General features: G+C 38.8%; 19 protein-coding genes and 1 pseudogene. 16 read left to right on the top strand and 4 right to left on the bottom strand.

Translation table 11 applies throughout. From position 1 onward, the window contains the following. The first annotated feature begins 44 nt into the window (after window positions 1–44). From KZX55_RS01750 to KZX55_RS01690, 14 genes and pseudogenes are all read left to right on the top strand, one after another. Complete coding sequence (locus tag KZX55_RS01750; protein WP_000521983.1) at window positions 45–521, top strand: PTS sugar transporter subunit IIA; 477 nt, start codon at window positions 45–47, stop codon at window positions 519–521. 37 nt (window positions 522–558) lie between these two features. Then, entirely contained in the window at window positions 559–864 is a 306-nt protein-coding gene (locus KZX55_RS01745) for a PTS sugar transporter subunit IIB (protein WP_000590551.1), read from the top strand. Window positions 865–919: 55 nt separating this feature from the next. Beyond that, window positions 920–2,395, top strand: coding sequence for a PTS galactitol transporter subunit IIC (locus tag KZX55_RS01740; RefSeq protein WP_000382525.1), 1,476 nt, complete (start codon window positions 920–922; stop codon window positions 2,393–2,395). Between the two features lie 102 nt (window positions 2,396–2,497). Continuing rightward, a complete protein-coding gene (locus KZX55_RS01735) occupies window positions 2,498–3,394 on the top strand; it encodes an aldose 1-epimerase family protein (RefSeq protein WP_248023220.1) in 897 nt (298 codons plus the stop codon). A gap of 286 nt (window positions 3,395–3,680) precedes the next feature. Next, window positions 3,681–4,106: a galactose-6-phosphate isomerase subunit LacA gene (gene lacA, locus KZX55_RS01730; protein WP_000029277.1), complete on the top strand. Its 426-nt coding sequence runs from the start codon at window positions 3,681–3,683 to the stop codon at window positions 4,104–4,106. Between the two features lie 30 nt (window positions 4,107–4,136). Then, window positions 4,137–4,652: a galactose-6-phosphate isomerase subunit LacB gene (gene lacB, locus KZX55_RS01725; protein ID WP_001216921.1), complete on the top strand. Its 516-nt coding sequence runs from the start codon at window positions 4,137–4,139 to the stop codon at window positions 4,650–4,652. Window positions 4,653–4,662: 10 nt separating this feature from the next. Continuing rightward, window positions 4,663–5,592, top strand: coding sequence for a tagatose-6-phosphate kinase (locus KZX55_RS01720; protein WP_045617051.1), 930 nt, complete (start codon window positions 4,663–4,665; stop codon window positions 5,590–5,592). A gap of 1 nt (window position 5,593) precedes the next feature. Next, the gene (gene lacD, locus KZX55_RS01715) at window positions 5,594–6,574 is read left to right on the top strand and encodes a tagatose-bisphosphate aldolase (protein ID WP_045617053.1); all 981 of its coding nucleotides are present in this window, start codon (window positions 5,594–5,596) and stop codon (window positions 6,572–6,574) included. 232 nt (window positions 6,575–6,806) lie between these two features. After that, window positions 6,807–7,643 carry a PRD domain-containing protein gene (locus KZX55_RS01710; protein WP_000285744.1) on the top strand — a complete coding sequence of 279 codons (837 nt, stop codon included), beginning with the start codon at window positions 6,807–6,809 and terminating at the stop codon, window positions 7,641–7,643. Window positions 7,644–7,653: 10 nt separating this feature from the next. Further along, window positions 7,654–9,054 (top strand): 6-phospho-beta-galactosidase, encoded by a 1,401-nt coding sequence (gene lacG, locus KZX55_RS01705; protein WP_007519754.1) that lies wholly within the window; start codon window positions 7,654–7,656, stop codon window positions 9,052–9,054. A 12-nt stretch (window positions 9,055–9,066) separates the two neighbouring features. Further along, entirely contained in the window at window positions 9,067–9,378 is a 312-nt protein-coding gene (locus KZX55_RS01700) for a PTS lactose/cellobiose transporter subunit IIA (RefSeq protein WP_000739188.1), read from the top strand. A 79-nt stretch (window positions 9,379–9,457) separates the two neighbouring features. Further along, window positions 9,458–10,438, top strand: a pseudogene (locus KZX55_RS09210) (PTS transporter subunit EIIC); the annotation flags it as partial. A gap of 105 nt (window positions 10,439–10,543) precedes the next feature. Next, window positions 10,544–11,116, top strand: coding sequence for a lactose/cellobiose PTS transporter subunit IIB (locus KZX55_RS09205; RefSeq protein WP_432654198.1), 573 nt, complete (start codon window positions 10,544–10,546; stop codon window positions 11,114–11,116). Between the two features lie 15 nt (window positions 11,117–11,131). Then, on the top strand, window positions 11,132–13,162 hold the full coding sequence (locus KZX55_RS01690) for a glycoside hydrolase family 53 protein (RefSeq protein WP_248023214.1): 2,031 nt from the start codon (window positions 11,132–11,134) through the stop codon (window positions 13,160–13,162). A gap of 65 nt (window positions 13,163–13,227) precedes the next feature. Here the strand turns inward: KZX55_RS01690 and KZX55_RS01685 are convergent, their stop codons facing one another. The 4 genes from KZX55_RS01685 to nrdH all read right to left on the bottom strand — a co-directional run bounded on the left by KZX55_RS01685 (window position 13,228) and on the right by nrdH (window position 17,767). Further along, window positions 13,228–13,995 carry a DeoR/GlpR family DNA-binding transcription regulator gene (locus KZX55_RS01685; RefSeq protein ID WP_042902319.1) on the bottom strand — a complete coding sequence of 256 codons (768 nt, stop codon included), beginning with the start codon at window positions 13,993–13,995 and terminating at the stop codon, window positions 13,228–13,230. A 154-nt stretch (window positions 13,996–14,149) separates the two neighbouring features. Then, window positions 14,150–15,112 (bottom strand): class 1b ribonucleoside-diphosphate reductase subunit beta, encoded by a 963-nt coding sequence (nrdF, locus tag KZX55_RS01680; protein ID WP_248023206.1) that lies wholly within the window; start codon window positions 15,110–15,112, stop codon window positions 14,150–14,152. A 195-nt stretch (window positions 15,113–15,307) separates the two neighbouring features. Next, window positions 15,308–17,467 carry a class 1b ribonucleoside-diphosphate reductase subunit alpha gene (gene nrdE / locus KZX55_RS01675; protein ID WP_248023192.1) on the bottom strand — a complete coding sequence of 720 codons (2,160 nt, stop codon included), beginning with the start codon at window positions 17,465–17,467 and terminating at the stop codon, window positions 15,308–15,310. Between the two features lie 81 nt (window positions 17,468–17,548). Next, window positions 17,549–17,767 carry a glutaredoxin-like protein NrdH gene (gene nrdH / locus KZX55_RS01670; protein WP_000259240.1) on the bottom strand — a complete coding sequence of 73 codons (219 nt, stop codon included), beginning with the start codon at window positions 17,765–17,767 and terminating at the stop codon, window positions 17,549–17,551. Window positions 17,768–18,128: 361 nt separating this feature from the next. Here nrdH and KZX55_RS01665 point away from each other — a divergent pair, with 361 nt between their 5' ends. Both KZX55_RS01665 and ptsP read left to right on the top strand, forming a co-directional pair. Next, window positions 18,129–18,392 (top strand): phosphocarrier protein HPr, encoded by a 264-nt coding sequence (locus KZX55_RS01665; protein WP_000146948.1) that lies wholly within the window; start codon window positions 18,129–18,131, stop codon window positions 18,390–18,392. Window positions 18,393–18,397: 5 nt separating this feature from the next. Then, a complete protein-coding gene (ptsP, locus tag KZX55_RS01660) occupies window positions 18,398–20,131 on the top strand; it encodes a phosphoenolpyruvate--protein phosphotransferase (protein WP_248023189.1) in 1,734 nt (577 codons plus the stop codon). Window positions 20,132–20,151 lie beyond the last annotated feature (20 nt).

Raw genomic sequence — 20,151 nt, 5'->3', positions numbered from 1 at the left:
TTATACTTATACCATAAAAGATAATTGAAAGAAGGGAAAAGGTTATGGGATTAGATCATTTCTTTGACAAAAACCTGGTGTTTTGCTTAGAAGCGGATAATCAAGAACAACTTTTTAATCAGGTGGCAACCTTATTGGAAGAACGAGAAATCGTTACTCCAACTTATCGTGAAGCCTTGATCGCGCGTGAGAAGTCATTTCCAACTGGTTTAGATATGGAATTTTTGGGGAAAGATTTACCAAATGTGGCTATTCCTCATACAGATATTGTTCATAATCTAGCTGAGAAAGTAGTGGTTGTTCGATTAGAAAAACCAGTAACTTTTCACAACATGATTGCTCCTGATAGAGAGGTTGAAGTTTCACTGCTCTTCTTTATCATTAACAACTCAAGTTCAAGTCAAACGAATATTCTGGCTCAGTTGATGGATTTCTTTACAGGGAAGGATCATCTAGAAGATTTATCAAAAATTTCTGAACCAGAAAAACTTTATGCTTACATTGCTGAAGCAACAGCTTAATCTTGTCTATTAAAATATAAAATCGGAGGAAATCCAAATGATTAAAATTCTTGCTGCCTGCGGTGCAGGTGTTAACTCAAGTCACCAAATTAAAAGTGCTCTAGAAGAAGAACTCTCAAATCGTGGCTATGACGTTCACTGTGATGCCGTCATGGTGAAAGATGTAAACGAAGACCTTATCAAGGGCTACGATATCTTTACTCCAATCGCTGCAACTGACCTTGGTTTTGAACCAGGAATTCCAGTAATTGAAGCTGGACCAATCTTGTTCCGTATTCCAGCGATGAGTGCTCCAGTATTTGACAATATTGAAGCAGCTATCAAAGAACATGGACTAAGCTAATTCATTCTTTATCTTGTTAACATTCATATAACTTAGAAAAACGGGAGGAACTATTATGGATGTCATTATCAATCTGGCCAACGATATCTTCAAACCTATCTTGGCTATGGGTGGCCCTATCATCATGCTGATCATTTTGACAGTATTGGCCCTACTTTTTGGAGTGAAATTCTCCAAAGCGCTTGAAGGTGGTATTAAACTTGCCATCGCACTTACAGGTATCGGTGCCATCATCGGTATGCTCAACGGAGCTTTCTCAGCATCACTTGCGAAATTCGTTGAAAACACTGGTATTCAATTGAACATCACTGACGTTGGTTGGGCACCACTTGCTACCATCACTTGGGGTTCTGCCTGGACACTTTACTTCTTGCTTGTGATGTTGATTGTCAACGTTGTGATGCTTGCAATGAAGAAAACAGACACACTTGACGTTGATATCTTCGATATCTGGCACTTGTCAATCACTGGTCTTTTGATCAAATGGTACGCAGACAACAATGGAGTTAGCCAAGGGGTTTCACTTTTCATCGCAACTGCAGCAGTTGTCCTTGTAGGTATTTTGAAAATCATCAACTCTGACTTGATGAAACCAACATTCGACGACCTTCTTAACGCACCAAGTTCATCTCCAATGACTTCAACTCACATGAACTACATGATGAACCCAGTTATCATGGTTTTGGATAAGATTTTTGATAAAGTATTGCCTGGTCTTGATAAATACGACTTTGACGCTGCTAAATTGAACAAAAAAATCGGTTTCTGGGGATCTAAATTCTTCATCGGTTTCATCCTTGGTATCGTTATCGGTTTGATGGGAACTCCACATCCAGTTGCTGGAGTAGAAGAAGCAGCATCTTGGGAACTTGTTATTAAAGGTTGGTTGAGCCTTGGTTTAACAGCTGGTGTCTCCTTGGAGCTCTTCTCACTTATCGGATCTTGGTTCATTGCAGCCGTAGAACCACTTTCACAAGGTATTACAAACGTTGCTACTAAACGTCTCCAAGGACGTAAATTTAACATCGGTCTTGACTGGCCTTTCATCGCTGGTCGTGCTGAAATCTGGGCTTGTGCCAACGTACTTGCTCCAATCATGCTAGTAGAAGCTGTACTTCTTTCTAAAGTCGGAAATGGTATCTTGCCACTTGCAGGTATCATCGCAATGGGTGTAACTCCAGCTCTCTTGGTAGTTACTCGTGGTAAATTGCTCCGTATGATCATCTTTGGAACTCTCTTGTTGCCACTCTTCCTTCTTTCAGGTACACTTATTGCACCATTTGCAACTGAACTTGCTAAAGGTGTGGGTGCCTTCCCAGAAGGTGTGAGTCAAACTCAATTGATTACTCACTCAACTCTTGAAGGACCAATCGAAAAACTTCTTGGTTGGGCAATTGGTAATGCCACAACAGGTGATATCAAAGCAATCCTTGGTGCAGTAGTCTTCCTTGTATTCTATGTAGGTATCTTTGCTTGGTATAGAAAACAAATGATTAAACGTAATGAAGAATACGCAGCAAATGCTAAATAATTCGCTCCTATAAAATGTAAATTGTGAAAACTAGGTTGTCAGTTTCCTAATGGGGAGTGACAGCCTAGTTTTTTATAAACTATCAAGAAATCGGAGAAAATAATGGTAATTGAAATAAAATCAGAGCAATTGACGGTCCAATTTAAAACTTTTGGTGGTGCCTTGTCGTCAATCAAGGATCGAGATGGCGTTGAGTACTTGTGGCAAGGAGATTCCACCTATTGGAGTGGGCAAGCTCCTGTACTTTTTCCAATCTGTGGTTCTTTAAGAGAGGATACAGCCTTCTACAGTCACGCAGATGGACCTGAGACGAAAGGAACTATTCCTCGACATGGTTTGGTTCGCAAAAAAGAATTTGAATTAGTTGATCAAACAGAAAACAGCGTAACCTTTGCTATCGAAGATGATGAGAATACTTATCAGAACTATCCTTATCATTTCCGCCTTGAAATCACTTATAAGGTTACTGGCAAGACAGTTCGTACTCAATACAAGATTTTCAATAAAGAAACCAATAAAGTAATGCCATTCTTTATAGGAGGACATCCAGGATTTAATTGTCCTCTTCTAGATGGCGAAACTTATGAAGATTACTATTTAGAGTTTGAGAAAGAAGAGACTTGCTCTGTTCCACGTCCTTTCCCAGAAACAGGCATGTTAGACTTCCAAGATAGAAGTCCATGGTTGGATGGGCAAAAAGAATTAGACATTAGCTATGATTTGTTTAGCACAGATGCAGTGACTTTGGATGAGTTGCAATCCAGAACAATTGCCCTTCGTTCTCGTAAGCATGAGAAGGGATTAAAAGTACACTTCCAAGAGTTCTCAAATCTTATCATTTGGTCAACTTTGAATAAGGGACCATTCATTGCTTTTGAACCATGGTCTGGCTTGTCAACATCTCTTGAAGAAGGAGATCATTTAGAAGATAAGAAAAACGTTTGTCTCTTGGAACCCGGTCAAGTAGACCAAATTGGCTTTGATATTGAAATATTTTAGATAAAAAACCACAAAAACAAACATTTACTGTTGACTTTTTATAAAAATAGGAGTATATTATGTTTGTAAGCAACAAATGATGTTTGCAACAAACAAATAATCACTTGTTATATTCTCTTTCGAGGAGAAAGTTTGTTTCTAGGAACTTGATTTCCTGGACTTGGATAAGGTGATATTCATCTCATTCAATCAAATTTATCACTAAACTGCTAGAAAGTCTTTTGTAGGTAAACTGCTAACTATAAAAGTCTTTACTAGCCTAGAAAAATAAAAAGGAGTATACAATATGTCTATTGTTATCGGTGCAGATGCTGCAGGTTTGAGATTGAAAGAAGTTGTGAAAGACTTCTTGGAAAAAGAAAACTTCCACGTTGTGGATGTTACAGCTGAAGGTCAAGACTTTGTTGATGTGACTCTTGCTGTTGCTGCAGAAGTAAACAAAGAAGAACAAAATCTTGGTATCGTGATTGATGCTTATGGTGCTGGTCCATTCATGGTCGCAACAAAAATCAAAGGAATGGTTGCCGCAGAAGTATCAGATGAACGCTCAGCATACATGACTCGTGGCCACAACAACTCACGTATGATCACTATGGGTGCACAACTTGTTGGTGATGAATTGGCTAAAAATATTGCTAAAGGTTTTGTTAACGGTAAATACGACGGTGGTCGTCACCAAATTCGTGTTGATATGTTGAACAAAATGTGTTAATTAGATTACAGTAAGAAAGGTAAGTTAAAAATGAGAATTGCAATTGGATGTGACCACATCGTAACAGATGAAAAAATGGCGGTTTCAGAATTTTTGAAATCAAAAGGATATGAAGTCATCGACTTTGGTACCTATGACCACACACGTACTCACTACCCAATCTTTGGTAAAAAAGTTGGTGAAGCTGTAACTAGCGGTCAAGCTGATCTTGGGGTATGTATCTGTGGTACTGGTGTTGGTATCAACAACGCTGTAAATAAAGTTCCAGGAGTTCGTTCTGCCTTGGTTCGTGATATGACAACAGCTCTTTATGCAAAAGAACAATTGAACGCCAATGTTATTGGTTTTGGTGGTAAAATCACTGGTGAATTGCTCATGTGTGATATCATTGAAGCTTTCATCAATGCTGAATACAAACCATCAGAAGAAAACAAAAAATTGATTGCGAAAATTGAGCACGTTGAAACTCACAATGCTCATCAAGCAGATGCAAACTTCTTTACAGAATTCCTTGAAAAATGGGATCGCGGTGAATACCACGACTAAGAGGTGACGCATGATTTTAACAGTCACAATGAATCCATCCATTGATATTTCTTATCCTTTGGATGAATTGAAAATTGATACTGTCAACCGTGTGGTGGACGTGACCAAGACAGCTGGTGGTAAAGGGCTCAATGTTACACGAGTTCTTTCAGAATTTGGTGATTCTGTTGTTGCTACTGGTTTGGTCGGTGGCAAATTTGGTGAGTTTTTAGTAGGGCATATCGATGATAAAGTAACGAAACGTTTCTTCTCGATTCAAGGAGAGACTCGTAACTGTATCGCCATTCTACATGGTGACAACCAAACAGAAATTCTTGAGAAAGGGCCTGAAGTTCTGGAACAAGAAGGGCAAGATTTCTTGGCTCATTTCGAGAATCTTCTTGACACTGTAGAAGTAGTAGCTATTTCAGGTAGTCTTCCAGCTGGCCTTCCAGTTGATTATTATGCGAGATTGGTAGAACTTGCTAATAAAGCAGAGAAACCAGTTGTTCTGGATTGCTCAGGTGCTGCCCTTCAGGCGGTCCTTGAATCACCACACAAACCAACAGTAATCAAACCAAATAACGAAGAATTGTCTCAGCTTCTTGGAAAAGAAGTTTCTGAGGATTTGAATGAATTAAAAGAAGTTCTTCAAGAGCCTCTATTTGCAGGGATTGAGTGGATTATCGTTTCACTTGGTGCAAATGGTGCTTTTGCAAAACATGGTGATACTTTCTACAAGGTAGATATTCCAAGAATTCAGGTAGTCAATCCTGTCGGATCTGGAGATTCTACTGTTGCAGGTATTTCATCAGGTCTTCTTCATAAGGAATCGGATGCAGAACTCCTCATCAAGGCCAATGTCCTTGGTATGCTCAATGCTCAAGAAAAGATGACAGGTCATGTCAATATGGCCAACTATCAAGCTCTATATGATCAATTAATAGTAAAAGAGGTATAAAATGGCTTTAACAGAACAAAAACGTGCACGCTTAGAGAAACTTTCTGATGAAAATGGTATCATCTCAGCTCTTGCCTTTGACCAACGTGGTGCTTTGAAACGCCTCATGGCTCAATACCAAACGGAAGAGCCAACAGTTGCTCAAATGGAAGAACTCAAAGTATTGGTTGCAGATGAATTGACCAAATACGCATCATCTATGCTTCTCGACCCTGAGTATGGTCTTCCAGCTACAAAAGCGCTTGATCCAAATGCTGGTCTTCTCCTTGCTTATGAGAAAACTGGCTACGACACAACAAGCACTAAACGCTTACCAGACTGCTTGGATATTTGGTCTGCTAAACGCATTAAAGAACAAGGTGCGGATGCAGTCAAATTCTTGCTTTACTACGATGTAGACAGTTCTGACGAACTCAACCAACAAAAACAAGCCTACATTGAACGCATTGGTTCTGAATGTGTGGCTGAAGATATCCCATTCTTCCTTGAAATCTTGGCTTACGATGAAAAAATCGCTGATGCTGGCTCTGCAGAATACGCAAAAGTGAAACCACACAAGGTTATTGGTGCCATGAAAGTCTTCTCAGACCCACGCTTTAACATCGATGTCTTGAAAGTAGAAGTTCCAGTCAACGTCAAATACGTTGAAGGCTTTGGCGATGGTGAAATCGTGCATACTCGTGAAGAAGCAGCAGCCTTCTTCAAAGCACAAGATGAAGCAACTAATTTGCCATACATCTACTTGAGTGCAGGTGTGTCAGCTAAACTCTTCCAAGAAACGCTTGTCTTTGCCCACGAATCAGGCGCAAACTTCAATGGTGTTCTTTGTGGACGTGCAACATGGGCTGGATCAGTTGAAGCCTACATCAAAGACGGTGAAGCAGCAGCTCGTGAATGGCTACGCACAACTGGATTTGAGAACATTGACGAACTCAACAAAGTTCTCAAAACTACAGCGACTTCATGGACTGAACGTGTGTAAGATTTTAATTAGACTGTTTGATCATTTTCGTCTAAAAATGGAATTTTTTTGATTGAAAGTGTTTACAATCTTTTGTCTTAGTGGTATAATTAAACCATAAATTAATAGTAGTGAGTGTTACTAAGTAATATTAGGCATGATCACAGATGAATTAGAAAATAGTAGATTTTCTAACCTCATTTGTGGTCATTTTTTGTACTCATATACCTTTAAGATACAAAAGGAGGTTGCCATGTATCGAATTCTAAATCCAATGAATCACAATGTCTCGCTTGTCAGAAATGACAAAGGAGAAGAAGTGATTGTGATTGGTAAGGGGATTACATTTGGAAAGAAGAAGGGGGATTTAATTTCTGAAAACCAAGTAGAGAAGATCTTTCGGATGAAGACAGAAGAGTCCAGAGAAAACTTTCAGACTCTCTTAAGAGATATTCCACTAGATATACTAACGATAGGCTATAGTACGATTGATGAAGTCGTCGAAAAGTATCACTTTCCCATCCAAGAATATCTCTACGTTACTTTGACTGACCACCTATACTCCGTCTATAAAAAATTATTAAGTGGTTCATATCAAAAAAGTCATCTTCCTGACATTTCAAATGAATATGTCACAGAATTTTCAATGGCTCGAGATACAATTAAAATTTTAAATAAGAAATTATCGATTGTGTTTCCTGAAGATGAAATTGCTAGGATTGCCTTGCATTATATCAATGCAAAAGGTGAGTATGAATTATCAGAAGAGTTAACCGAGAATGTTGCAAAGAGAGTTTTAAGCATAGTTGAAAATGAACTATCAAAATTTCATATTGAAAGAAATACTGAAAATAGTAATTTATATGATCGCTTGATGATTCATTTGTCCTATCTAGTAAATCGTCTTCAGAATGATAAACAAGATATGACTCCGTTAATACCATTGGAAGAGCATGTTAAGTTGGATTATCCTAAGGCCTATCAGATTGGACAGAGAATTCACCAGGTGATTGAAAGAGAACTAAACATTGATTTATCGAGAAGTGAGCGTGTATATCTCGTTTTACATATTCAACGCTTGTTAAAATAAGGAGAAAAACATGTACAAATTACCAGAAGATTTTATTTTTGGTGGGGCTACAGCCGCCTATCAAGTTGAAGGAGCAACACAAGAAGGAGGAAAGGGTCCGGTGGCCTGGGATGAATTTTTGTCAGAACAGGGCCGCTTTAGTCCAGATCCCGCTAGTGATTTTTATCATCAGTATCCAAAGGATATTGAACTGTGTGAAAAGTTTGGTGTCAATGGACTTCGTTTGTCTATAGCTTGGAGTCGTATTTTTCCAAATGGTACTGGTGAAGTGAATCAGGAAGGTGTGGACTATTATCATAAAGTATTTGCAGAATGTAAAAAAAGACAGATTACGGCTTTTGTAACCCTCCATCACTTTGATACGCCAAAAGTATTATTTGATAATGGCGATTTTCTAAATAGGGATACAATTGAAGCATTTGTAAATTATGCAAAGTTCTGCTTTGAAGAATTTACAGAAGTTCTACATTGGAGTACTTTCAATGAAATCTATCCAGTAGCAACAAACCAATACCTTCTCGGTATTTTTCCACCAGGAATTAAATATGACCTTTCAAAAGTAATTCAATGCCTGCATAATATGATGTATGCACATGCCAGAGTAGTTAACTTGTTTAAAGATGGTGGCTATCAAGGAGAAATTGGAGTAGTACATTCTCTTGAAACGAAATATCCTGCGAGTGATAGTGAGGAAGACAAACATGCAGCATTTCTAGATGATGCCCTTTCAATTCGTTTTTTGCTAGATGCTACATACTTAGGCTATTACTCAAAAGAGACTCTCGATGCACTAGAGGAAATTTGTCAAGCAAATCAGACAACATATGAATTCTTAGATAGTGATTTTGAAGAAATGAAAAAGGCAAGTCATCGGAATGATTATCTAGGAATTAATCATTATCAATGCCACTTTGTGAAGGCTTATACAGGTGAAAATGCTATTCACCATAATGGTACTGGTGATAAAGGGACCTCTGTTTATAAAGTAAAAGGAATTGGAGAACGTATATACAAAGAGGGAATTCCAAGAACCGACTGGGATTGGATTATTTATCCAGAAGGACTATATGATTTATTGCTCCGAATCAAATCGGACTATCCTCATTACAATAAGATTTTCATCACTGAAAATGGTATGGGGTATAAAGATCAATTTGATAACGGAATCATCATGGATCAACCTCGAATTGAATACCTTAAAGTTTATCTACAAGCAATTTCAAAAGCAATTAGCGCAGGTGTTAATGTTAAAGGTTACTTCTTATGGTCATTGATGGATCTGTTTTCTTGGTCAAATGGATACAATAAACGTTATGGTCTGTTTTATGTCGATTTTGAAACACAGAAACGGTATCCTAAAGCATCGGCTTATTGGTACAAGCACATCAGTACGACCAAAATTGTAGAATAGAGGAACTGAAACATGAAAAAAAATGAATTACAAATGCTTGGATTTGAAATTGTTGCATACTCGGGTGACGCTCGCAGTACACTGTTGCAACTATTAAAAGAAGCAAGGTCTGGAAACTTTGACAATGTAGAGCGAGCTATGCGTGATGCTGACGAGAATCTAGCGAAAGCACATAATGCTCAGACAAAACTATTAGCAGAAGAAGCCGCTGGTGAAGATTTGGATATTGGTTTTATCTTTATCCACGGTCAGGATCACCTGATGACAACCTTGTTGCTTCGTGATTTAATTCAGGATTTTATAGAACTTTATAAAAATCATTAATTTAAAAGAAAGGATATAACCAATGCTTAGTAGAATTTTCCTCCCTTTCTACTAGGCATTGATTGTAGGGAGTTTTAACATGAATAAACTCATTCAACAAATTGAAAAAGGAAAACCCTTTTTCGAGAAGGTTTCACGTAACATTTATCTAGGCGCTATCCGTGATGGTTTCCTAGCAGCTATGCCAGCGATATTATTTTCAAGTATTTTTATCTTGATTGCTTCCATACCGGATGTTCTTGGTGTTAAATTGCCCGAAGACGTTTCAGCTTGGCTTTGGAAAATATATAACTATTCAATGGGAGTAGTTGCTCTTCTAGTTTCTGCCACAACTGCACGTTGTTTAGCTGAATCTGTCAATAGAAAAATGCCTGCAAACAAAAAGATTAATGCAGTATCCGTGATGCTAGCTTCTATCGTTAGTTTTCTCCTATTAAGTGTTGATCAAATAGATAAGGGTCTTGCTAGTGGTTACATGGGGACAAAGGGAATTCTAGCAGCATTCGTAGCAGCTTTTATCACAGTAAATATGTATAAATTCTGTGTTTTAAAAGATATTACGATTAAGATGCCTAAAGAAGTGCCAGGGACTATATCCCAAACCTTCCGAGATATCTTCCCATTCTCATTTGCAGTTTTTGCAGCAGTCATTATTGATACGCTTATCCGCCATTTCTTTGGTCATTCATTTGCGGAGGCTGTAATCAGTTTAATGCAACCGTTATTCAGCGCCGCTGATGGTTATCTAGGAATTGCCATTATCTGGGGTGCGATGGCTCTCTTCTGGTTTGTAGGTGTACACGGACCATCTATCGTAGAACCAGCGATTGTAGCAGTTATCTATGCAAATGTTGAAACAAACCTTCAATTGGTTAAGGCAGGAGAACAGGCTTCAAATGTTTTGACAGTTGGTTTGGGTAATTTCGTTGGTACCATGGGTGGTACAGGTGCAACGTTAGTTGTTCCCTTCTTATTCCTCCTTTTTGCAAAATCAAAACAATTAAAAGCTGTAGGTAAGGCTTCCTTTATTCCAGTAAGTTTCGCAGTTAATGAACCTTTACTTTTTGCCACACCAATTATTTTAAATCCATATTTCTTTGTACCATTTCTATTTGCACCAATTGCAAATGTTTGGATCTTCAAGTTCTTTGTAGATGTCTTAAAAATGAATAGTTTTATGTACGTTCTACCTTGGGCTACACCTGCTCCAATAGGATTGATCCTCGGTACTGGTGTAAGCGTTCTCGCAATTGTCTTAGTATTTGTCTTAATTTTCGTAGATAGTATTATCTATCTTCCATTTATCAAGGCTTATGATGCCTCACTTCTTGAAGAAGAAAAACAAAAAACAAGCGAAGAAAGCACAGAACAGTCTAATCCTGAAACAGTATCAAATAAAGAAGTTGTTACCAAATTAGGGAATCAATCAATCAATGTATTGGTCCTTTGTGCTGGAGCAGGTACGAGCGCTATGCTTGCAAATGCAATCACTGAAGGAGCCAAAGAAACAGGAGCCACCATTTCAGCATCAGCTGGCGCTTATGGATCTCATTATGAAATCATGAAGAACTTTGATATGATTATACTGGCTCCACAGGTAAATTCATTCTATGAAGATATCAAGAAAGACACAGATGCCCTCGGTATAAAACTTGCTGCTACAAAAGGTGCTGAATACATTAAATTAACACGTGATCCTAAAGGAGCCATTTCATTTGTGCTATCCCATTTCGATTAATGTTTAGGTGATGATATGAGATATAATTCTAAATTGGTCAATTTCATCTCGATGACTTTTCTGTTAGCATTCCTCTTTATCTTACCAGTTAAAAATGTCTTTGCAGATAATGATTTTTATGTCGAAAAGGTTGAAAACTTACCCAGTGATTTTATTAAAGGAGCTGATATTTCAACATTAATAGCTCAAGAAGAAAGTGGTGTTCGCTATTATGATGAGAATGGTAACGAGAAAGATTTAATCACTATTCTGGCAGAAAATGGCGTCAATTATGTTCGTGTTCGAATCTGGAATAACCCATATGATGACAAAGGTCATGGGTACGGTGCTGGTAATAGTGACCTCTCTAAGGCGATTGCAATTGGGAAAAGAGCTACTGCTGCGGGGATGAGAGTTCTGGTGGATTTTCACTATTCAGATTTCTGGGCAGATCCGGGTCGACAGGTCTCTCCAAAAGCTTGGGCCAATATGACGATTGATGAAAAATCTAAAGCTTTATATCAATTTACAAAAGAAAGTTTGAACACACTGCGTGCTTCAGGTGTCGATGTTGGTATGGTTCAAGTTGGGAATGAAACAACTAGCAGTGGCATGGCAGGAGAAGCAGGTGACGAACGATATCAGTTATTTAAAGCGGGTACGCAGGCTGTCAGAGATGTTGACAAATCCATATTGATAACCTTACACTTCACCAATCCAGAAAAGAAATCAACGATCTTGTATTATGCAGAAAAGCTAAAAGAGAATCAGATTGATTATGATGTTTTTGCAACGAGTTACTATTCATTTTGGCATGGAAGTCTTGAAAACTTAAGTTCAGTTTTGACAGAGATTAGAGAAAAATATGGAAAACAAACTTTAATCGCAGAAACAAGTTATGCTTATACATTGGAAGATGGTGATGGTCAGAAGAATGTGATCAAATCTGAGCAACAAACGAAGAATGGAGGGTATCCTCCAACTGTGCAAGGCCAGGCCAATAATTTGCGTGATGTGATTGCTACAAGTCAATCTGCAGGTGCTTTAGGAGTGTTCTATTGGGAACCTGCTTGGATACCGGTCGGTAAAGCTGATAGAAATTCGAATCTCCCTATTTGGGAGCAATATGGTTCTGGCTGGGCTTCATCATATGCCATCTCTTATGATCCTAACGTTGATGAATCAAATTATGGAGGATCTGAATGGGATAATCAAGCACTATTTGATTTTAATGGGAAAGCCCTTCAATCATTAAAAGTATTTAAATTTGTCAATACAGGTTATGGCACAGTACCTGAGAAAAAGGATAATCAAAATAGAGAGAAAGAAGACGAGGACACCACAAATTTACTTCAAAACGGAAGTTTTGAAGAAGAGAACTTAGAAGCCTATAAGATCAGTCAAAGCTATGTTGAGCGTCAGAATGATACCCCTAAGACGGGTCAATATGCCCTTCATTTTTGGTCAGATAAGAGTATTGATTATCAAGTAGAGCAAGCAGTTACTCTTGAACCAGGAACCTATCGTTTCTCAATTCAAATGCAAGGGGATAAAACAGGTAGTAGTGAAAGAATCTTCTCTTATATGAGGTTCAATGATACAACTTCAGAAGGGAATCAACTACACTTGGAAGGTTATGCTATTTGGAAAGAAAGTGTTGTTGAGTTTAAACTTACTGAAAAGACTCAGGTAAATGTGGGTCTATCAGTTACAGCAGATGCGGGAGCTTGGGGAACAACTGACGATTGGAAATTGAAAAAAATCGATGCAACTGAAAATTCCCAAACCCCGTCAGAACAGACTCAAACTGATAATAGCCATGAAGGAAAGCTAGAACCACCATTATCTTCATCAGAGGATCCAAAGTCTAAAACAGAACCATCAACTTCCTCCCAAAAAGTGACTACTAACCAGTCGGTTCGAAAAGATGAAGGTAGTAGAACCCAGAATGATAAACGTAAAAATCTTCCCAAAACGGGAATGAGAGATCAAAAGATATTGTTCATATTGGGATTGGAAGGTATCGTATTAGTTATAGGAACAAATTTGTATCGTAGGAAAAAATAGTTGAAATTTCAACTTATCGATTAAATCTTAATATGAAAATTCCCCGCCAAAAGGCAGGGGAATTTTTATGGTTTTGATAAAAGAATGGTTGTTTGTTTCGACAGGTCTTCAAATGTTTCCTGACTCAGTTTGGAATCTGAAACGATGGTATCAATCTCTGAGATATTGTAGAAAGTGTAAAAATCAAACTTGTTAAACTTGCTGTGGTCTGCCAGTAAGTATTTTTTATTGGCATTGTTCAAGGCGATTCGTTGTACCTCGCCCTCTTCTTCACTGAAAGTAGCAATTGCCTTATCCTTAATACCATTACAACTTACAAAAGCTTTAGAAAACTGAAGATTGGCTAAATCCTGCAGGGTAAGTGTTCCCACAAAAGCTCCAGTGATAGAGCGATAATTTCCACCAATCAAAATCAAATCTGTTAGTTTTCGTTCGTTTAGGATGAGAAAAACAGGAAGGCTGTTTGTTACAACACGAATATTATCGATAGGGAGCTCACGAGCAAAACATTCTAAGGTTGTTCCTGGCCCGATAAAAATAGTTTCACCTTCGTCAATCAAATGACCTGCAAAACGGCTAATTTCTTGTTTTTCAGCAATCTGCAAGCCTTGTTTTTCAACGTTTGAGCGTTCGTTGTTTAAGAGAGAACCTGTACGAAGTTTTTCAGCGCCACCATGCACACGGACCAGCAAATCCTTGTCTGCTAGTTCTTGTAAATAGCGGCGAGCTGTCATATCTGACACATCAAGACTCTCCATAATCTCTTTTACAGTAATAGTGCCTTTTGTGTTTACTGCTTCTAGAATACTATCTAGTTTTTCTTGCTTTAGCATCCTTATCACCTCGATTTCTACTATTATTATCTTACCATAAAACGCTCAATCAATCAAATAGAAAAAACAAAATAAAACAAAAACAAAATAAAACAAAAACAAAAATATCATGGTTGTTTTAAACAAACCATGATATTTTGAATGATTGGTCAAATTAGTCCAAACCGTAGTTGTAATCCTCGTCTTGCATGGCTTCAACTTCACCAAGGAGGTAACCATTTCCGACTTGAGAGAAGAAGTCGTGGTTAGAAGTTCCTGTTGAAATACCGTTCATGACGATAGGATTGACATCATCTGCTGAATCTGGGAAGAGTGGATCTTGTCCTAGGTTCATAAGAGCCTTATTGGCATTGTAACGAAGGAAGGTTTTAACTTCCTCCGTCCAACCAACACCGTCATAGAGACTTTCTGTATAGCCCTCTTCGTTCTCATAGAGGGTATAGAGCAGGTCGTACATCCATTCTTTGAGTTTTTCTTGCTCTTCTTCAGGTAATTCATTGAAACCAAGTTGGAATTTGTAACCAATATAAGTTCCATGAACAGACTCATCACGGATGATCAGTTTGATGATTTCCGCAACGTTGGCCAGTTTGTTGTTACCGAGATAGTAGAGGGGCGTAAAGAAACCAGAGTAGAAGAGGAAAGTTTCAAGGAAAACGCTGGCAACCTTCTTTTCAAGTGAGCTACCATTGAGATAGATTTCATTGATAATCTCCGCTTTTCTTTGAAGGTAGGGGTTAGTGTTGGTCCATTCAAAGATTTCTTCGATTTCAGCCTTAGTATTCAAGGTCGAAAAGATAGAAGAATAAGATTTTGCGTGGACAGATTCCATAAATTGGATGTTGTTAAAAACAGCTTCTTCATGCGGTGTACGGATGTCTGCGCGAAGTGCTTGAACCCCTGTTTCAGATTGCATGGTATCCAAAAGGGTCAAACCACCAAAGACTTTTCCAACCAAGTCTTTTTCTTTGTTTGATAGTTTTCTCCAGTCGTCTAGGTCATTTGACAAGGGGATACGCGTATCGAGCCAGAATTGCTCCGTTAGTTTTTCCCAAGTTGATTTGTCAATGACATCTTCGATGGCATTCCAGTTAATGGCTTTGTAGTAAGTTTCCATTTGAAATCTCTTTCTGTATGTAATAATGCGATTATAGAATCATTTCTATTTTATCATAGTCTGAGAAGAGTATCGCACAAAAAGTCGGAAGACCGACTTTTCATTTTTCCTAGTATTTTAGATGCTTGTCCAAGTTTATTCTAGTGTAATCCTTTAATCAGTTGTCTGAGAGAATTTAGTTGGCTTAGAGTAAAACTAGATTACACAGCTTTCACATTGGTTAGCACCGACTTCTCCACCGTCGTCTGTAAAGGTACGGACGTAGTAAATTGACTTGATGCCCTTGTTAAAGGCATAGTTACGAAGGATAGACAAGTCACGTGTTGTTTGTTTGTTTTCTTTCTTCCATTCGTAAAGACCTTTTGGAATATCACTACGCATGAAGAGGGTGAGTGAAAGTCCTTGATCCACGTGCTCTGTTGCAGCAGCGTAAACATCAATCACCTTACGCATATCCATATCGTAAGCAGAAGTGTAGTAAGGAATAGTATCTGTTGACAAGCCTGCAGCTGGATAGTAGATTTTACCGATTTTCTTCTCTTGACGTTCTTCGATACGTTGTGTAATCGGGTGGATAGAAGCAGAAACGTCGTTGATGTAGCTGATAGAACCATTTGGAGCAACAGCTAGACGGTTTTGGTGATAAAGACCATCTGCTTGAACCTTGTCACGAAGTTCAGCCCAGTCAGCAGCACTTGGGATAAAGACATCTTTAAAGAGTTCTTTAACACGGTCTGATTTTGGAACAAATTCGCCAGTTACATACTTTTCGAAGTAGCTACCGTTAGCATAGTCTGATTTTTCAAAGTTGTGGAAGGTTACACCACGCTCGCGAGCGATATTGTTTGATTCTACCAAGGTCCAGTAGTTCATAAGCATAAAGTAGATGCTTGTAAATTCAATTGACTCAGGTGATCCGTACTCAATCAGTTGTTGGGCAAGGTAACTATGAAGTCCCATGGCACCAAGGCCAAAGGTGTGAGCCAAACTGTTTCCGTGGTCGATAGTAGGGACAGCTACGATGTGTGAACTATCTGTAACGAAAGTAAGGGCACGAACCATCGCGCGAATAGAACGACCAAAGTCAGGTGAAGTCATCATGTTGACCACGTTGGTTGATCCAAGGTTACATGAAACGTCTGTTCCCATTTGAAGGAATTCTTGAGCATCGTTGATCAAGCTTGGTTTTTGAACTTGAAGAATCTCAGAACACAAGTTACTCATGATAATCTTACCATCTACTGGATTAGCACGGTTGGCTGTATCAATGTTGACTACATAAGGGTAACCAGATTCTTGTTGCAATTTAGAGATTTCAGTTTCCAAATCACGCGCCTTGATTTTTGTCTTGCGGATATTTGGATTTGCGACTAATTCATCGTATTTTTCAGTGATGTCGATGTAGTTGAATGGCACACCATACTCAAGCTCTACGGAGTAAGGGCTGAAGAGGTACATTTCTTCATTTTTACGAGCCAATTCGTAGAATTTATCGGGTACTACAACACCAAGTGAAAGAGTCTTTACACGAACTTTTTCATCGGCATTTTCTTTCTTAGTGGAAAGGAAAGCGATGATATCTGGGTGAAAGACGTTGAGGTAGACAACCCCAGCACCTTGACGTTGCCCAAGTTGGTTGGAGTAAGAGAAGCTGTCTTCGAAGAGTTTCATAACTGGTACGACACCAGAAGCAGCACCTTCATAACCTTTGATAGGAGCTCCAGCTTCACGAAGGTTACTGAGGGAAATTCCCACACCACCACCGATACGTGAAAGTTGAAGAGCAGAGTTGATAGAACGTCCGATAGAGTTCATATCATCAGTTACTTGAATCAAGAAACAAGATACCAACTCCCCACGACGAGCACGGCCTGCGTTCAAGAAGGAAGGAGTAGCTGGTTGGTAGCGTTGGTGGATGATTTCATTGGCAATATCAGTCGCAATTGTTTCATCACCGTCAGCAAAATAAAGTGCATTAAAGAAGACACGGTCTTCCATACTTTCAAGGTAATATTCACCGTCATTAGTCTTCAAGGCATACTGGTTGTAAAACTTATAGGCTGCCATGAATGATTTGAATTGGAAGTTTTGGTCCTTGATAAATTGATGCAATTCTTCCAAAAACTCTGGACGGTACTTCTTGAGAAATGCAGTTTCAATATAGTTATGTTCAATAAGGTAGTTGATTTTATCAGTAATTGAATCAAAAACCATAGTGTTTGGAACTACATTTTCTTTAAAGAAGGCATCCAAGGCTTCTTTATCTTTATGAAGCATGATTTGTCCATTGACAGGACGGTTGATTTCGTTATTGAGACGGAAGTAAGTCACGTCCTCAAGATGTTTTAATCCCATAAAATTTCCCTTATCTAATTACAAAAGAAAGGCCTCTAAGTTAGCCCTAGAAGCGAGTTTCTTCTGGATGATGTACTAAGATTATGCTAATTGTTTCAGTTTTCCTGGTTGGAAACCTGAAAAGACTTCAGTTGGTGTTTGGATAACAGGAGCAGCGCTGAAACCAAGCTCTTTAACTTGATCGATGTACTCTGGTTGCTCGTCGAGATTGATCTCACGATAAGCGACATTGTTGCTGTCCAAGAAACGTTTGGTCATCTTACATTGGACACAGTTATTTTTAGAATAAACGGTTACCATTTTCGTAACTCCTCTTTCAAAATAGATTACTTTCTTAGTATATCAGAAAAAAAAACTTTGTCAAACTTTTTAAACTAAATCTTGTGCTAAAAAGTTACGGTTTTGAAATCAAAACACAAGATATAGTGTTTTTTGAAACATAAATTTTGACTTCCGTTGAATTGTCAAAGTTTCTCAAAATAAAAAAACTACATACTGTATATTGGCAATATAAATAGAAGATTTTCAGCAAGTTATCAGAAAGGAAAACGAAGAAAATCCATAAAATACTTGAAAAATTATCTAGAAGGTGATATAATACAGTCTTGTAAGGGTTATCACATATAATCCAAAAAAGAAATAACTAAAGGAGAGTCAAACTATGGCTTCTAAAGATTTCCACGTAGTGGCAGAAACAGGTATTCACGCACGTCCAGCAACATTGTTGGTTCAAACAGCTAGCAAATTTGCTTCAGATATCACTCTTGAATACAAAGGTAAATCAGTAAACCTTAAATCTATCATGGGTGTTATGAGTCTTGGTGTTGGCCAAGGTGCTGACGTTACAATTTCAGCTGAAGGTGCAGATGCTGACGACGCAATCGCTGCTATCACTGAAACTATGGAAAAAGAAGGATTGGCATAAGGAAAATGACAGAAATGCTTAAAGGAATCGCAGCATCAGACGGTGTTGCAGTTGCAAAAGCATATCTACTCGTTCAACCGGATTTGTCATTTGAGACTATTACAGTCGAAGATACAAACGCAGAAGAAGCTCGCCTTGATGCCGCTCTAAAAGCATCACAAGACGAGCTTTCTGTTATTCGTGAGAAAGCAGTAGGTACGCTCGGTGAAGAAGCTGCTCAAGTTTTTGACGCTCACTTAATGGTTCTTGCTGACCCAGAAATGATCAGCCAAATTAAGGAAACAATCCGTGCGAAGAAAGTGAATGCAGAAGCAGGTCTGAAAGAAGTGACAGACATGTTTATCACTATCTTTGAAGGTATGGAAGACAACCCATACATGCAAGAACGTGCAGCGGATATCCGCGACGTGACGAAACGTGTATTGGCAAATCTCCTTGGTAAGAAATTGCCAAACCCAGCTTCTATCAATGAAGAAGTGATCGTGATTGCGCATGACTTGACTCCTTCAGATACAGCTCAATTGGACAAAAACTTTGTAAAAGCTTTTGTAACCAACATCGGTGGACGTACGAGCCACTCAGCTATCATGGCGCGTACACTTGAAATAGCTGCAGTATTGGGTACAAACAACATCACTGAAATTGTTAAAGATGGTGATATCCTTGCTGTTAACGGTATCACTGGTGAAGTGATTATCAACCCAACTGATGAGCAAGCGGCAGAATTCAAGGCTGCTGGTGAAGCTTATGCGAAACAAAAAGCTGAATGGGCTCTCTTGAAAGATGCTAAAACAGTAACTGCTGATGGTAAACACTTTGAATTGGCTGCCAACATCGGTACTCCAAAAGACGTTGAAGGTGTCAATGCCAACGGTGCCGAAGCTGTTGGTCTTTACCGTACAGAGTTCTTGTACATGGATTCTCAAGACTTCCCAACAGAAGACGAGCAGTACGAAGCATACAAAGCTGTATTTGAAGGAATGAACGGTAAGCCTGTTGTTGTTCGTACAATGGATATCGGTGGAGATAAGGAACTTCCTTACTTCGATATGCCTCATGAAATGAACCCATTCCTTGGATTCCGTGCCCTTCGTATCTCTATTTCTGAAACTGGAGATGCTATGTTCCGCACACAAATCCGTGCTCTTCTTCGTGCGTCTGTACACGGTCAATTGCGTATCATGTTCCCGATGGTTGCGCTCTTGAAAGAATTCCGTGCAGCGAAGGCAGTCTTTGACGAAGAAAAAGCAAACCTTCTTGCTGAAGGTGTTGCAGTTGCGGATAATATCCAAGTTGGTATCATGATCGAAATCCCAGCAGCAGCAATGCTTGCAGACCAATTTGCAAAAGAAGTTGACTTCTTCTCAATTGGTACAAACGACTTGATCCAATACACAATGGCAGCAGACCGTATGAATGAGCAAGTTTCATACCTTTACCAACCATATAACCCATCAATCCTACGTTTGATTAACAACGTTATCAAAGCAGCTCACGCTGAAGGTAAATGGGCAGGTATGTGTGGTGAGATGGCTGGTGACCAAAAAGCTGTTCCACTTCTTGTCGGAATGGGCTTGGATGAGTTCTCTATGTCAGCAACATCTGTCCTTCGTACACGTAGCTTGATGAAGAAACTCGACACAGCTAAGATGGAAGAGTACGCAAACCGTGCCCTTACAGAATGCTCAACAATGGAAGAAGTTCTTGAACTTCAAAAAGAATACGTTGACTTTGATTAATTGAAAGGTCCTTGCAACTC

Origin of the sequence: Streptococcus halitosis, assembly GCF_023147855.1 — a bacterium.
GTDB lineage: Bacteria > Bacillota > Bacilli > Lactobacillales > Streptococcaceae > Streptococcus > Streptococcus halitosis_B.
This window is presented reverse-complemented; position numbering and strand designations above follow the sequence as displayed.